Genomic DNA, 14,082 nt, shown 5'->3' on the forward strand with positions numbered 1-14,082 from the left:
GCCGGCGGCGATGCTGCCAAGCTGCGGGCATGGGTTTGGACTCGCCGGCGCTCCGAACAGCGGCTTTCGCATACGTCCGCCGATGCGCCGACGCCCGGGGCGGTACCATCACTCGCGCCGAGCTCGAGGCCTTCACCTTCGCTGGCGTCCAGGTGAAACTGATCGCGCAAATGCAGGGCATCAACAATCCCAAGGTGCTCGACGCGTGCATCTCCGTGGTGTCGTCCCCCACCGGGCCGTACGAAGATGAAGCGGTCTCGGACGGAGTATGGGACTACGCGTACGAAGGAAAGACGCCGGGCCGAACTAACATCCGGCTCCGGCGAGCAATGGAATTGGGCCTGCCAATCATCTTCCTGGAGAAGGTGCGCGATGGCATCTACATCCCCTACACGGACGTCGTGGTCGTCGGGGATCGGCCGCAAGACCTCAGGTTTGAGCTAGCTCTCGGCGACGTGAGTCAGTTGGGCAATCCAGCGGACGACACCCCGGTAGAGCGCGCGTATCGCGAGGTCGTTGTAGAGCAGCGACTCCATCAGCCAAAGTTCCGCGCGCGCGTCCTCACCGCCTACGAAACCCAGTGCACGGTGTGTCACTTCCGCCACGCCGAGCTACTCGACGCCGCCCACATTCTCGGCGACCGCCACGAACGCGGCGACGCGACCGTCACCAACGGAATGGCAATGTGCAAGATCCACCATGCCGCTTACGACCGCAACTTCCTCGGCGTGACCGCGGACTATGAGATCCGGATCAACTCGGATCTACTAGCGGAAAAGGATGGCCCAATGCTGCGGTACGGACTTCAGGCGATGCACGGACAGCAGATCATTGTGCCGCGCCGCAAGGCCGAGCAGCCCGACAAGGATCGCCTCGCAGAGCGATTCGCGCAGTTCAGCGCGACCTAAGCCCCCTGCGGCTTAGCGGCGGAATACATCTCCTCAACAACATCCGCATAGTTCGCAAGCACCCGGTCCCGCCGCACCTTGAGCGACGCCGTCATCTCCTCGCGCGCCTCCGAGAAAGACGAGGGCACAATCCGGAACTCGCGGATCGACTCCGCGCGCGAAACATGCGAGTTCGCCATCGCAACCGCCCGCGACACTAGCTCGCGCACGCGCGAGTCGCGCGACGCCTCTTCCACCGTCATGGACGGCAAAGAATGCGCAGTGAGCCAGTCCGGCAGCATGACCTCGTCCAGCGCCACGAGCGCCGAGACAAAGTGTCGCCCCTCCCCCACCACCACGGAATCCTGAATGGCAGGGTGCGTGCGGATCGAGTCCTCGAGCACGGCCGGCTGCACATTCTTCCCAGACGAAAGCACCAAGATTTCCTTCTTGCGCCCCACCACGCTGAGCGCGCCGTCGGTAATCCGCCCAAGGTCACCCGTGGCAAACCAGCCGTCGCGCATCACGGCGGCCGTAGCGTCGGGCGCATTCCAGTAGCCGAGGAAAAGGTTCGCGCCGCGCAGCAAAATCTCGCCGTCCTCGTCAACTGCGGCCTCCGTGCCCGAGAGGGGCCGCCCCACCGTCCCGATCACCCGGCGAGGCTCCGGCGTGCCGAGCGCCGCCGCCGTGGTCTCCGTGAGTCCGTAGCCCTGCAGGATGGTCACGCCAACACCCTCGAAGAAGTTGCCCACGTCCTCGTTGAGGCGCGCGCCACCGCTCAGCGCGTACTGCAGCTGCCCGCCCGTGAGGTGGCGAATCTTGGCAAGGACCAGGCGGTCTGCGATCTTGTGGCGCGCCTTCAGCGCAGCCGACGGCTTGCCCAACGGCACCGTGGCGCCGTACTCGCGCGCCACCTTGGCAGCCCACCGGAAGATGCGCTTCTTGGCGCCGTGCTGGGCGGCGTCGGCGCGGTTGTAGATGGTCTCGAGCACGCGCGGCACCACCGTGATGACCGTGGGCCGGAAGCTCGCCATGTCCGCCGCGAGCGTCTTGTGACTGGGCGCGAACGCCGTCACCACTCCCGCCGACATCGCGAGCACCATCGCGAGCCGCCCAAACACGTGTGCCAGCGGAAGGAACAACAACAGCCGCGCGTCACCTTGAACGAACCCGCCAAAGTCCGGGTCCCGCTCGATGTTCAACACGTGGTCCACAAAGTTCGCGTGGCTGAGCATGGCGCCCTTGGGCCGGCCCGTGGTGCCGCTCGTGTAGATGATGGTCGCGAGGTCATCGGGCAGCACGTCCGCGGTGCGCGCGTCCAGCTCCTCATCCGTGATCGCCTGGCCCGCGGTTTCCAGTTCGCTGAGCGCGCCCATGTCCAAAACACGGCCCGACGCTTCGGCAACGGCCTCTGCCCGCTCGGGGAGGTCGGTGGCCACGTGGGTAATGCCTGCGTCGGCCATGATCCAGGCAAGCTGGGTGGTTGAGGAGCTGGGGTAGATCGGCACCGAGATGGCACCCGCGGCGAGCACCGCGAAGTCCATGACGGCCCACTCGTAGCGGGTGTCGCCCATGATGCCAACGCGCTCGCCAGGAGCGATTCCTTTGGCAACCAAACCCTTGGCTACGGCGCGAACTTGTGCGTGGAATTCCTTGATGGTGAGGGGGGTCCAGGTACCGCCTTCGCCCTTATTTTCGGCGAACGCCTGGTCGGGCTCCGTGGCGGCACGCCTCGCCAGTAGTTGGGTCAGGTTGCAGCGCTCCTCAGGCGTCACCAGTGACGGCGAGGACATCTCGGTCCACATGACCCAAGTCTAACCTACGGGAGCGTAGGTTATGCGACTCGTCACGTGTGGCATTAGCCACCCTATGTGTGCGCCAGCACCACTTCTGGTGGCGACGACCCTGCTGTGTGTGCGTGAGCGCGACTTTGGCGCAGCGCCGAACCCAGCCACGCCGTCGGGCGTGTGCGGCAAAGTGGTACTGACGCACACGTGCGAAAGACGGGACGGCGAAAAGCGGCGCTCACGCACACATAGAGGCCTAGACGAGCCGGCGCATCCACCCGTACGTGTCCTTGGCGCGGCCGTACTGAATGTCAGTGAGCTTCTCGCGGATCGCAACGGTCACCGGACCGGGCTCGCCGTCGCCAACCGTGAGCTCGAAGTCCTCGGACCCGAACTTCCCGATGGGCGTCACCACCGCCGCCGTGCCGCACGCGAAGACCTCCGCGATGTCGCCGGACTCCAGCCCGGCGCGCACCTCGATCAGCGGGATGTCTCGCTCCACCACCTTGGTCTCGGACTCGCCGAGCAACTGGATGATCGACGACCGCGTGATGCCCTCGAGGATGTTGCCGTTGATGACTGGGGTGACCACCGTCCCGTCGGCCATGACGACGAAAACGTTCATGCCACCGAGCTCCTCCAGCAGCGTGCCGTGGCGAGCGTCGAGATAGAGCACCTGCTCGTAACCGCGCGCATACGCCGCCATCTGCGGCATGAGCGACGCGGCGTAGTTGCCGCCGCACTTGGCAGCGCCCGTGCCACCCGGCCCGGAGCGGTGGAAGTCCTTCTCGATCCAAATGCTCACGGGCTTGAGACCGGACGCGAAGTACGGGCCAACCGGGGACGCGATGACGAGGAACTCCACGTGCTTAGCAGGCCGTACACCCAGGAACGCCTCTTGCGCGTACATGAACGGGCGCAAGTACAGTGAGGTCTCCGCGCCACCGGGAACCCAGGCGGCGTCCTCCCGCACGAGCGCCTCGATCGCCCCGATGAAGTCCTCGGTGGGCAGTTCGGGGAGCGCGAGCCGCCAGGCGGAACGCGCGAGCCGCTCGGCATTCGCCTGCGGCCGGAAGGCCCACACGGAGCCATCCTCCCAGCGGTACGCCTTGAGCCCCTCGAAGACCTCTTGGCCGTAGTGCAGCACCGCGGCAGCGGGATCCAGTTGCAGGGGTCCGTATGCCTCAACCCGGCGATCGTGCCAACCCTCGCCATCGGTCCACGTGATCCGGGCCATGTGGTCCGTGAACTGGACGCCAAAGCGAAGGTCGGCCAGAGCGTCGGCCCTCTCCTCATCTGAGTGAGGCGAGGCGTTCGCGACTACCTGGAAGGCCTCGACACTCGAGGGAACTGATGCTGCAGTGATGCTCATGAGACCTTCCTTTCGTTGTTGACACTATCTGTTCGGTGCTGTGAGTGGATATCGGAGGAAATGACTGGCAGATCCTCGCAGATCCACTCACAGCGGTTGGTGGTTAGGCGCGGATGCGAGCGGCGAGTGCGTCGCCTACCTCGCTGGTTGAGCGGGAAACGCCCGGCACCTTCTCCGCGGCGTCCGACGCTACGGCGCCTTCTACCTTGGCGGCCAGTTCGGGGTAGCCAAGGAAGTCCAGCATGAGCGCCACCGAGAGCACGGTCGCGGACGGATCCGCGATGCCCTTCCCCGCGATGTCGGGTGCGGAGCCGTGGACCGGCTCGAACATCGACGGGAACGTCTTGTCGGGGTTCACGTTGCCCGACGCCGCAAGCCCGATGCCGCCAGAGATGGCAGCCGCCTGGTCCGTGAGGATGTCGCCAAAGAGGTTGTCCGTCACGATGACATCGAACTTGCCGGGGTTGGTGGTCATGACGATCGTGGCCGCGTCGATGTGCAGGTAGTCCCACGTGACGTCGGGGAACTCTGGCGCCACGGCCTCGACCGTGCGGCGCCACAAGTGACCCGCGTGGACCAGCACATTGTGCTTGTGGACCAACGTCAGCTGCTTGCGCTCACGCTTGGACGCCACCTGGAACGCGTAGCGGACCACGCGCTCCACACCGTGACGGGTGTTGATGGACACCTCGGTAGCGATCTCGTGCGGGGTGTCGACGCGCAACGCGCCGCCGTTGCCCACATACGGACCCTCGGTGCCTTCGCGGACAACCACAAAGTCGACCTCGGTCACGTCGCGCAGCGGCGAGACCTCTCCCGGGTACAGCCGCGACGGACGCAGGTTCACGTACTGGTCAAGGGCGAAGCGCAGCGGCAGCAGCACTCCCCGCTCGAGCACTCCGGAGGGAACCGACGGGTCGCCAATGGCGCCGAGCAGGATGACGTCGTGGCTTCCGATCTCTTCCAGGTCCGAAGAGGTGAGGGTGTCGCCAGTGGCGTGCCAGCGTCGGGCACCCAAATCAAACTCCGTGGTCTCAAAGGTGAGGTCGGTGCCCTCGGTGGCAGCGGAAAGGGCCTTGAGGCCCTCCGCGACCACCTCGGGACCGATGCCGTCACCGGCGACCACCGCGAGGCGGTAAGCCGTCATCGCGCGGTCTGTCCGTCCACGTAGTCGGAGTCCACAGCCGTAGTCCACGCGAAGAGCTTGCGCAACTCGCGGCCCGTGGTCTCGATGGGGTGGCTCTCGCCCTTGCGGCGCAACTCCTGGAACTCCTCGCCGCCACCGTCTTGGTCGTCGATGAAGCGCTTGGCGAACACACCCGTCTGGATGTCCGTCAGCACGGCCTTCATGTGGTCCTTGACGTCGGGCGTGATGACGCGCGGGCCGGAGACGTAGTCGCCGTACTCTGCGGTGTCGGAGACTGACCAGCGCTGCTTGGTGATGCCGCCCTCGTGCATGAGGTCAACGATGAGCTTGAGCTCGTGGAGCACCTCGAAGTACGCGATCTCAGGCTGGTAGCCGGCCTCGGTGAGCGTCTCGAAGCCGTACTGGATGAGCTGCGACACGCCGCCGCACAGCACGGCCTGCTCGCCGAACAGGTCCGTCTCGGTCTCTTCGGTGAAGGTGGTCTTGATGACGCCGGCGCGCGTGCCGCCGATGCCCTTGGCGTAGGACTTGGCGATCTCCCAAGCCTGGCCGGACGCGTCCTGCTCCACGGCGATGATGTCCGGGATGCCGCGGCCCGCAACAAACTCACGGCGCACCGTGTGACCGGGGGCCTTGGGGGCGATGAGGATGACGTCGACGCCCTCAGGGGGCGCGATGTAGCCAAAGCGGATGTTGAAGCCGTGCGCGAACGCGAGCACCTTGCCGGGGGTCAGGTGCTGCTCGATGTCGTCGGCGTAGATGAGGCGCTGGAACTGGTCGGGCGCGAGGATCATGATGACGTCCGCCCACTCGGCGGCGTCGCCAACCGACAGCACGCCAAGGCCGGCGGCCTCGGCCTTGGCGACCGAGCGCGAGCCCTCGCGCAGGCCAACGCGCACCTCAACGCCGGAGTCCTTGAGGTTGAGCGCGTGGGCGTGACCCTGCGAGCCGTAGCCGATGATGGCCACCTTCTTGCCCTGGATGATGCTCAGGTCTGCGTCGTCGTCGTAGTACATCTCGGCCATGACTGGTCTTCTCTCGTTTCTGTTGTGCTGCGTGAAAAAGCTAGGGAAAGTGTTAGGCGCTGACGCGGTCCAGCGCGCGCTCCGTGATGGAACGGGCACCGCGGCCAATAGCGACGGTTCCGGACTGCACGATTTCGCGCACGTCGTAGGTGCCGAGCGCCGCGAGCAGCGCGTCGAGCTTCTCTGGTGTGCCGATCGCCTCGATCACAAGGGCGTCCGTGGAGACATCCACCACGTGCGCGCGGAAGAGGTCAACGATCTGCAGGATGTCTCCGCGCTGGCGCGCATCCGCGCGCACCTTCACGAGCAGCAACTCGCGCTGCACGGAGCGTTCCTTCTCGAGCTCCACGATCTTGAGCACGTGCACCAGCTTGTTGAGCTGCTTCGTCACCTGCTCCAGCGGGTGCTCTTCGACGTCCACCACCACGGTGATGCGGCTGATGTCCGGGTGCTCGGTTGGACCCACCGCTAGCGAGTGGATGTTGAAGGCGCGGCGCGAGAACAGCCCAGCGACGCGAGCGAGCACGCCTGGCTTGTTCTCGACGAGCACCGAGAGGGTGTGCTTGGGCATGATCTAGACCTCGCGTTCCCACTGCGGCGCCAAGCCGCGAGCGTACTGAATCTCATCGTTGCTGGTACCGGCCGCAACCATGGGCCACACCATCGCGTCTCGCGACACGGTGAAGTCCACCACCACGGGCTGGTCGTTGATCTCGTTGGCGCGCTTGATGGTGGCGTCCACATCCGCATCGGACTCGCAACGCAGACCAACGCAACCCATGGCGTCGGCCAGCTTCACAAAGTCCGGGGTGCGGCGGGTGCCGTGGCCCGTGTTGAGGTCCGTGTTGGAGTAGCGCGACTCGTAGAACAGTGTCTGCCACTGGCGCACCATGCCGAGCGACGAGTTGTTGATGATCGCCACCTTGATGGGGATGTCGTTGATGGCGCACGTGACCAGCTCTTGGTTGGTCATCTGGAAGCAGCCATCGCCGTCGATCGCCCACACCGTCTTGTCCGGCGCGCCCACCTTGGCGCCCATCGCGGCGGGCACCGAGAATCCCATCGTGCCGAGGCCGCCCGAGTTGATCCACGTGTTGGGGTGCTCGTACTTGATGAACTGGCTGGCCCACATCTGGTGCTGGCCAACGCCCGCGGTGAAGATCGTGGAGTCAGGGTCATTGAGCTCACCGAGCCGCTTGATGACGTACTGCGGGCTGCTCAGGCCGTCCTCGGTGGGCGTGTACCCAAGCGCGTAGGTGGTGCGCCACTCGTCGAGCTGCTTCCACCACGCCTCGAGGTCGGGCTTGCCGTGCTTGCGCTGCTCCTCCTCGAGCGCCGGAACCAGGTCCGCGAAGACGTCCTTGAGGTCGCCGACGATCGGGACGTCGGCCACGCGGTTCTTGCCAATCTCTGCGGGGTCGATGTCCGCGTGCACGATCACGGCGTTGGGCGCGAAGCCATCCAGCTTGCCCGTCACCCGGTCGTCGAATCGGGCACCCAAGGCAACCACGAGGTCGGCCTTCTGCAGCGCCGCAACGGCCGCAACGGTGCCGTGCATGCCGGGCATACCGAGGTGCTGGGGGTGGCTGTCGGGAAGCGCGCCACGAGCCATGAGGGTGGTCACCACGGCGGCGCCGCTCAGATCGGTGAGCTTGCGCAAACCGGCCGACGCTCCGGAACGGATCACGCCGCCGCCCACGTAGAGCACGGGTCGCCGTGCCGTAGCCAGCAGGCGGGCGGCCTCAGTGACGGTCTTGGCGTGGGGCTTGGAGCCGGCGTTGAAGCCAGGCAAGTCGATGCGCGTTGGCCAGCGGAACGTGGTCTGCGACTGCATCGCGGACTTCGTCACGTCCACGAGCACGGGGCCTGGGCGGCCGTGCGTGGCGATGAAGAACGCCTCGGCGATCGCGCGCGGGATGTCCTCGGGGTCCGTGACCAGCATGTTGTGCTTGGTGATGGGCTGGGTGATGCCCACAATGTCCGCCTCTTGGAAGGCGTCCGTGCCGATGAACTGCGCGCCCACCTGGCCCGTGATCGCGACGAGCGGGATGGAGTCCATGTTGGCGTCGGCGATCGGCGTCACGAGGTTGGTGGCGCCAGGGCCGGATGTGGCGATGCACACGCCTGGGCGGCCGGTGGCGTGGGCGTATCCCTGCGCGGCGTGACCCGCGCCCTGCTCGTGGCGCACGAGGATGTGGCGCAGGACAGTGGAGTCCATGAGCGGGTCATACGCGGGCAGGATCGCGCCGCCGGGAAGCCCAAAGATGTCCGTGGCGCCCGCCATCTCGAGCGAGCGAATGAGCGACTGAGCGCCCGTCATCGCCTCACCGGTGTGTGCTGCGGGCGTGGCCGGCGTCGCGGCCGGGCGCGTGCGCACCGCGGAGGGCTTCGGTGTCTCGACCTGTGCCATGGTCTCTCCCAATCTGTCGATGAGGCGGCCGTCGCATCCGCCTCGCATGAAAAACCCCCTAGGCCGTCTTGTCGAATGACTCAGTGGCTTTTGGGGGATGCGCGCGGACGGTGCCTGGTTGCTGGACTAGTGGTCCGCGCGCCCAAGTACTACTACGACGATCGTCTGCATGGTGCGACTCTACGCCCGCGTAGGTTGCGTTGTCACCATCTGGCGCCACAATCTCGCATTGTGGTTCACCGTCTTATATATTGAGACAATCAGTATGGGACGTTGACGAACACAGTCAGGGCCAGCGAGGGAGGCGCGTAGCCGGTCCACATGTACTTGGTGCCGTCCGGCGAATAGGTGGGTGCCGCGTCGGCCTCGTATTCCGAGTTCCCCTCGAACGGCTCGAGCCAGTCCTGGTTCGAACCCGCCTCGCTCTCTAGGTGCCACAGCTCCGAAGGTTTCGTCGCGTGATACGAAACGTAAACGCTGTCGCCGTCTGGCCCCCACGCCGTCTCGGGATACGCCTGGTAGCGGATCTTGGACTTCGCATGGAGGTCTCCTTGCCTGGACACCACCCATGCGGTCTTGCCGGAGCTAATGAAGAGACGCTGGCCATCTGGTGACCACCGAATCTGGCCGTACCCAGCCGGCTTGTTGATGCCGGTGACTTGCTGCGTGGCGCCGCTCGCGAGGTCCCGCACCATCCAGTCGGTGGTGCCGTTTGCGCGGTCGTATTGGTACGCGATGGCGGAACCGTCGGGAGCCCACTGCGGCGCACGGTTCTGAAGCGGAGCCGCTTCTTCGCTCTCGGGAACCAGCACCTCGCGCTTGGATCCGTCAGGTCGCGAGACGACCAAGGCTGTTGCGTGGCCGTCGCCGTCCTCATCAGCCCAATACGCCATGCGGTCGCCGGACGCAGACATCGTGAGGAGCCCTCCGGCATCGATCGTCGTCTGCTTGCCGGTGGCGAGGTTGACGCCAATTATGGAAGAGCCGTTCGCGTGCCAGGAGGGGCCCTCCGCCAAGATGATCGCCTTGTCATCCGCCGACCACGCGACCGCCGTCGCCTGATCCATATCCGTGAACTCGTAGATCTTGTTCGTAGTCGACGTGGCGTTGACCACCCGCAACACGCGGTTGTGCTCGTCGCACCCCATGACAGCAAGACGGTTGCCCGTGTGCGACCACGCGAGCGGGTATCCGCAGAACTCCATCCACACCTCGGAACCAGCGACCGTGTCGACGATCATGACATTGGCTCTCCCCGCAATGTCCAGAACGCCAGCGGTGATGGCGACGTAATGCGAATCGGGGCTCCACACTGGAGTGACCGAGTCAACCTCGTGGGCGAGCTCGTACGCCTGCTCCCAGCGAGCCTCTTCGGCTCCCTCGCTCTGAGATGGCTCGCTGCTGGGCGACACCGACGGCATAGGAGTGGCCGGTTCGCTCACGACTGCCGACGGCGTGGATGAAGGCAACGCCGTAGCGGATGTCGCTGTGGACGAGCTTGCGCTAGGTGTCACAGAGGGACTCGCGAGTGGAGCACCGCCGCCTGCGCTGGCAGCTGCGACCACGACGCCCGTAACGACCACAGCACCAACGACGCTGGGAATCCACACTTTTGGCTGCCGCACGGTGCGCTTCCAAGAACGCGCTGTGGCCGGCTCAACGGTGACTTCTTCGTCGCTCATCAGTACCCCCCAAGCTAGTGGTTGAGCGCCAATTTAGCGCTCTAGGCCCCTGACACACAGCCACAAATGGACACGGATTTGTCACAGTTAGGCATCGGCCCGACGCTGGGTCAGGGTTACCTCGACGGTGTCACCTATGCCCTTACCCAGTTTCTTGCGCACCTGCGAGTTGAGCGACAGCATGTGGCCGCCCGCACCGGTAGGCAGCAGACCCACGTTGTCGAGCGAGATGCCGTCGACCGTGGCGTCGACCTTGACCGCCTTGCCGGTGCCTAAGAACTCAGCGGATCCCGGCACCTCAACGCACGCCCAGGTCTCGCCTTTCACCTCAACGCCTATGCGTGCGGAGAAGGTGTGGCCACGAGGGCTGCTGTCATGGGTCACAAACCCACCCAATCACACGTCCGATGAGCCCGTCACGAGCGCCCTGAGTGACTCAGTGTTGCTTTCGACGAGAACCCGACACTCAGACACTCAGGGAGCGCACGCGGACCCGTGGGAGGTGGTGCGACTTCAGGCAGCATGGCACTACGAGAGAACGGCACCCTTGGACGCAGAACCCACGAGCTTGGCGTACTTCGCGAGCACACCGCGCGTGTAGACGGCGGGCAGCGGCTCCCAGCCCTCCTTTCGGGCGGCGAGCTCCTCGTCGGAGACGAGCAGCTCGAGCCGCCCGTTCGCCACATCGAGCGTGATCTTGTCACCGTCACGCACAAAGGCGATGGGGCCGGCGTCGACCGCCTCGGGTGCGATGTGACCAACGCACAGGCCCGTGGTGCCACCGGAGAAGCGGCCGTCGGTCACGAGCAGCACGTCCTTGCCCAGCCCAGCGCCCTTGATGGCCGCGGTAATCGCGAGCATTTCGCGCATGCCGGGGCCTCCCTTGGGGCCCTCGTAACGGATGACGACGCAGTCGCCGGCCTGGATGGTGCCGTCCTCGAGCGCATCAAGCGCCGCGCGCTCGCGGTCAAACACGCGCGCGGTGGCCTCGAATACATCGTTGTCGAAGCCAGCGGACTTCACCACGGCGCCGTCAGGGGCAAGCGATCCCTTGAGGATCGTGATGCCGCCCGACTTGTGAATGGGGTTGTTGAGCGCGCGCACCACGCGGCCGTCGATCTTCTCCGGCTTGAGCTCCGCCATGTTCTCCGCGAGCGTCTTTCCCGTGACCGTCAGCACATCGCCATGCATGAGCCCGGCCTCGAGCAGTGTGTTCATCACCGCGGGCACTCCCCCAACCCGGTCAACGTCGTTCATGACGAACTTGCCGAACGGCTTGAGGTCACCCAAGTGCGGGACCTTCGCGGCCACGCGGGCGAAGTCGTCGAGCGTCAGGTCCACCTCTGCCTCGTTCGCGATCGCGAGCAGGTGCAACACCGCGTTCGTGGAACCACCAAACGCCATGACCACCGCGATCGCGTTCTCGAACGCCTCCTTAGTCATGATGTCGCGAGCGGTGATGCCCAGCCGCAGCATGTTGACCACCGCCTCGCCCGACTTGTGCGCGTAGTAGTCGCGGCGTCGGTCAGCAGAAGGCGGAGAGGCCGAGCCAGGGATCGACATGCCGAGCGCCTCGCCAACAGACGCCATCGTGTTGGCCGTGTACATGCCGCCACATGCGCCCTCACCAGGGCAGATGGCCTTCTCGATCGCCAGGCGGTCCTCCTCGGACATGAGCCCTCGAGCGCACGCGCCCACCGCCTCGAACGCGTCGATGATCGTGACGTCCTTCGACGTCCCGTCAGACAAGGTCACGTGCCCCGGCATGATCGAGCCCGCGTAGAGGAACACCGAGGCAAGGTCAAGGCGAGCGGCCGCCATGAGCATGCCTGGCAGCGACTTGTCGCATCCCGCGAGCAGCACAGAGCCGTCGAGCCGCTCCGCCATCATCACGGTCTCCACGGAGTCCGCGATGATGTCGCGGCTCACGAGCGAGAAGTGCATGCCCTCGTGGCCCATCGAAATGCCGTCGGAAACGGAGATGGTGCCGAACTCGAGCGGGTACCCCCCGCCCGCGTGCACGCCGTTCTTTGACGCGGCAGCGAGGCGCTGCAGGGACAGGTTGCACGGGGTGATCTCGTTCCATGAACTCGCGATGCCGATCTGCGGCTTGGCGAAGTCTTCATCGCCAAGGCCAACCGCGCGCAGCATGCCGCGCGATGCGGTGGCCTCCAGGCCGTCGGTGACTTGGCGGGAACGGGGCTTGATGTCGGGACCGGACGTCATACGGGGAGTCTAGAACCGGCCCGACGCTGTGGTTGCGTCGCGCTCGAAAAGTGGGCTTAGCGTTGACGTAGCGTCAACTTCCGGCACACAGCCCACCGATGCAAGAATGAGCATGTGGGCGACGTGGAGGTAGCGGCAGACGCGTGGTGGAAGATCGCGCCGTACGACCGTCTCGTCGTGGTGTTGTCTAGCGAACCTGACTCGTTCGGTGAACTCGCGTGGGCCGCGGGTCGTTGGCGTACCCGCATGGGACGGCGAGAGGTCTGGAACGCGCTAGACGCGCTCACGCAGAGCGGTCTTGCAACGAGGTCACCCAGGGGCTGGGCGGCCGCTGGCCCCCTCACGGAGATCCGCGAAGCGAGTGTCGCCGCCGAGGAGGATTACTTCAGTCGCTTGTACGCGAAAGCTGTTGCGGTTGGCGACATCAAAGACGGTGACGAGAACTTCTGCGGCGACTGCTGCTACCAATACGACGACGTAGAGTCGATTGACGATGGCACAATTCGCGACGCGGCGCTCAGGGATGTCCACCTCATAGACTCACCACCCCCTCCCCCGGCGCCAAGCGTCAACCTCGCCGTATCGACGGTTCGCGCCGCGCTCACCAACACCGTGCTCGGAGGATTCCTGGCCTTACTCGTCATCCTCACGCTGCCACTTGTCTTGGTGATCGTAGGCGCTGGCTGGGCGATCGTCGGCATCGGACGGCTTGCGAAGGCAATCTTCCGGCGCGCTTGACGTTGACGCGACGTCAACTTTTACGATGGTCGCATGACCTCGATATCCATCGCTCAGGCCGCCAAGAAGACCGGCATCACGAGCCGCACCCTGCGCCACTACGACGCGATCGGCCTACTCACACCAAGCGAAACCGCGCACGACGGCCGACGCTTCTACGGCGAAGAAGAGCTGCTGCGTCTCCAACACATCCTCGTCCTGAAGGAACTGGGAGTGGACCTCACCACCACCAAACGGGTGTTGGACGCAGAACCCGGCCACGCCGTCGGGCTGCTGAAAGACCACCTAGCCGCGCTCACCAAAGAGCGGGACCGCTACGCACGGCTCGCCACCACGGTGAGCCGCACCATCGACCACCTAGAAAGAGGCACAGCCATGACCACCGACGAGATGTTCGAGGGCTTCCAACACGCCCGCTACGAGCCAGAAGCCCGCGAGCGCTGGGGCGACGCGGCCATCGACAGCGGCAACGCTAACTGGGAGAAGCTGGGCGACGACGGCAAGAAGCGCCACATGCAGATTGACCGAGAGATCGTCGAGGCGCTTGGCGCAGCCGCGCGCATTCACTTGGCGCCCACCAGCGCAGAGGTGCAGCAGACCGTGGCGCGCCACTACGAGTGGCTCACCCAGATCTGGACGCCGAACGCCGAGGCGTACGTCTCGCTCACGCAGATGTACGTGGACGACGAGCGCTTCCGCCAGCACTACGACGAGGTGACGCCGGGCGCTGCGGCCCTCCTGAGGGATGCGGCCGTGGTGTACGCGCTGGAGAACCTGACCTGAGCGCACACAAACCAACCGGGACCTT

12 protein-coding genes are annotated in these 14,082 nt (G+C 65.4%); 3 read left to right on the forward strand and 9 right to left on the reverse strand.

What is annotated here, in order from left to right; translation table 11 throughout:
• The first annotated feature begins 29 nt into the window (after window positions 1-29).
• Window positions 30-908: an HNH endonuclease gene (locus QM618_RS07140; protein WP_428096107.1), complete on the forward strand. Its 879-nt coding sequence runs from the start codon at window positions 30-32 to the stop codon at window positions 906-908.
• On the opposite strand, the gene QM618_RS07145 is transcribed toward QM618_RS07140, so the two are convergent.
• From QM618_RS07145 to ilvD, 9 genes are all read right to left on the reverse strand, one after another.
• Entirely contained in the window at window positions 905-2,692 is a 1,788-nt protein-coding gene (locus tag QM618_RS07145; protein WP_428096109.1) for an AMP-dependent synthetase/ligase, read from the reverse strand. The two genes, QM618_RS07140 and QM618_RS07145, sit on opposite strands and share 4 nt — an antisense overlap.
• A 238-nt stretch (window positions 2,693-2,930) precedes the next feature.
• The gene (locus QM618_RS07150) at window positions 2,931-4,046 is read right to left on the reverse strand and encodes a branched-chain amino acid aminotransferase (protein WP_428096111.1); all 1,116 of its coding nucleotides are present in this window, start codon (window positions 4,044-4,046) and stop codon (window positions 2,931-2,933) included.
• Window positions 4,047-4,149: 103 nt separating this feature from the next.
• Complete coding sequence (locus QM618_RS07155) at window positions 4,150-5,193, reverse strand: 3-isopropylmalate dehydrogenase (protein ID WP_428096114.1); 1,044 nt, start codon at window positions 5,191-5,193, stop codon at window positions 4,150-4,152.
• Entirely contained in the window at window positions 5,190-6,218 is a 1,029-nt protein-coding gene (ilvC, locus tag QM618_RS07160) for a ketol-acid reductoisomerase (protein ID WP_428096116.1), read from the reverse strand. Before ilvC ends, QM618_RS07155 begins: the two co-directional genes overlap by 4 nt.
• A 52-nt stretch (window positions 6,219-6,270) precedes the next feature.
• Window positions 6,271-6,789, reverse strand: a complete 519-nt coding sequence (gene ilvN / locus QM618_RS07165) for an acetolactate synthase small subunit (RefSeq protein ID WP_428096119.1) — start codon at window positions 6,787-6,789, stop codon at window positions 6,271-6,273.
• A 3-nt stretch (window positions 6,790-6,792) separates the two neighbouring features.
• Complete coding sequence (locus QM618_RS07170; RefSeq protein ID WP_428096121.1) at window positions 6,793-8,628, reverse strand: acetolactate synthase large subunit; 1,836 nt, start codon at window positions 8,626-8,628, stop codon at window positions 6,793-6,795.
• A 260-nt stretch (window positions 8,629-8,888) separates the two neighbouring features.
• The gene (locus tag QM618_RS07175) at window positions 8,889-10,310 is read right to left on the reverse strand and encodes a hypothetical protein (RefSeq protein WP_428096124.1); all 1,422 of its coding nucleotides are present in this window, start codon (window positions 10,308-10,310) and stop codon (window positions 8,889-8,891) included.
• An 87-nt stretch (window positions 10,311-10,397) separates the two neighbouring features.
• Window positions 10,398-10,694, reverse strand: coding sequence for a DUF1905 domain-containing protein (locus tag QM618_RS07180; RefSeq protein ID WP_428096127.1), 297 nt, complete (start codon window positions 10,692-10,694; stop codon window positions 10,398-10,400).
• A gap of 144 nt (window positions 10,695-10,838) precedes the next feature.
• Window positions 10,839-12,536: a dihydroxy-acid dehydratase gene (gene ilvD, locus QM618_RS07185; protein ID WP_428096129.1), complete on the reverse strand. Its 1,698-nt coding sequence runs from the start codon at window positions 12,534-12,536 to the stop codon at window positions 10,839-10,841.
• 114 nt (window positions 12,537-12,650) lie between these two features.
• On the opposite strand from ilvD, the gene QM618_RS07190 reads away from it, so the two are divergent.
• Complete coding sequence (locus QM618_RS07190) at window positions 12,651-13,274, forward strand: hypothetical protein (RefSeq protein WP_428096132.1); 624 nt, start codon at window positions 12,651-12,653, stop codon at window positions 13,272-13,274.
• A gap of 33 nt (window positions 13,275-13,307) precedes the next feature.
• On the forward strand, window positions 13,308-14,057 hold the full coding sequence (locus tag QM618_RS07195; RefSeq protein WP_428096133.1) for a MerR family transcriptional regulator: 750 nt from the start codon (window positions 13,308-13,310) through the stop codon (window positions 14,055-14,057).
• Window positions 14,058-14,082 lie beyond the last annotated feature (25 nt).

Origin of the sequence: Demequina sp., from assembly GCF_049841215.1 — a bacterium.
GTDB lineage: Bacteria > Actinomycetota > Actinomycetes > Actinomycetales > Demequinaceae > Demequina.

Bases quoted from the DNA above. Each gene is read 5' to 3' on its own strand.
- QM618_RS07140 (WP_428096107.1), top strand. From the start codon at position 30: ATGGGTTTGGACTCGCCGGCGCTCCGAACAGCGGCTTTCGCATACGTC.
- QM618_RS07145 (WP_428096109.1), bottom strand. From the start codon at position 2,692: ATGTGGACCGAGATGTCCTCGCCGTCACTGGTGACGCCTGAGGAGCGC.
- QM618_RS07150 (WP_428096111.1), bottom strand. From the start codon at position 4,046: ATGAGCATCACTGCAGCATCAGTTCCCTCGAGTGTCGAGGCCTTCCAG.
- QM618_RS07155 (WP_428096114.1), bottom strand. From the start codon at position 5,193: ATGACGGCTTACCGCCTCGCGGTGGTCGCCGGTGACGGCATCGGTCCC.
- ilvC (WP_428096116.1), bottom strand. From the start codon at position 6,218: ATGGCCGAGATGTACTACGACGACGACGCAGACCTGAGCATCATCCAG.
- ilvN (WP_428096119.1), bottom strand. From the start codon at position 6,789: ATGCCCAAGCACACCCTCTCGGTGCTCGTCGAGAACAAGCCAGGCGTG.
- QM618_RS07170 (WP_428096121.1), bottom strand. From the start codon at position 8,628: ATGGCACAGGTCGAGACACCGAAGCCCTCCGCGGTGCGCACGCGCCCG.
- QM618_RS07175 (WP_428096124.1), bottom strand. From the start codon at position 10,310: ATGAGCGACGAAGAAGTCACCGTTGAGCCGGCCACAGCGCGTTCTTGG.
- ilvD (WP_428096129.1), bottom strand. From the start codon at position 12,536: ATGACGTCCGGTCCCGACATCAAGCCCCGTTCCCGCCAAGTCACCGAC.
- QM618_RS07195 (WP_428096133.1), top strand. From the start codon at position 13,308: ATGACCTCGATATCCATCGCTCAGGCCGCCAAGAAGACCGGCATCACG.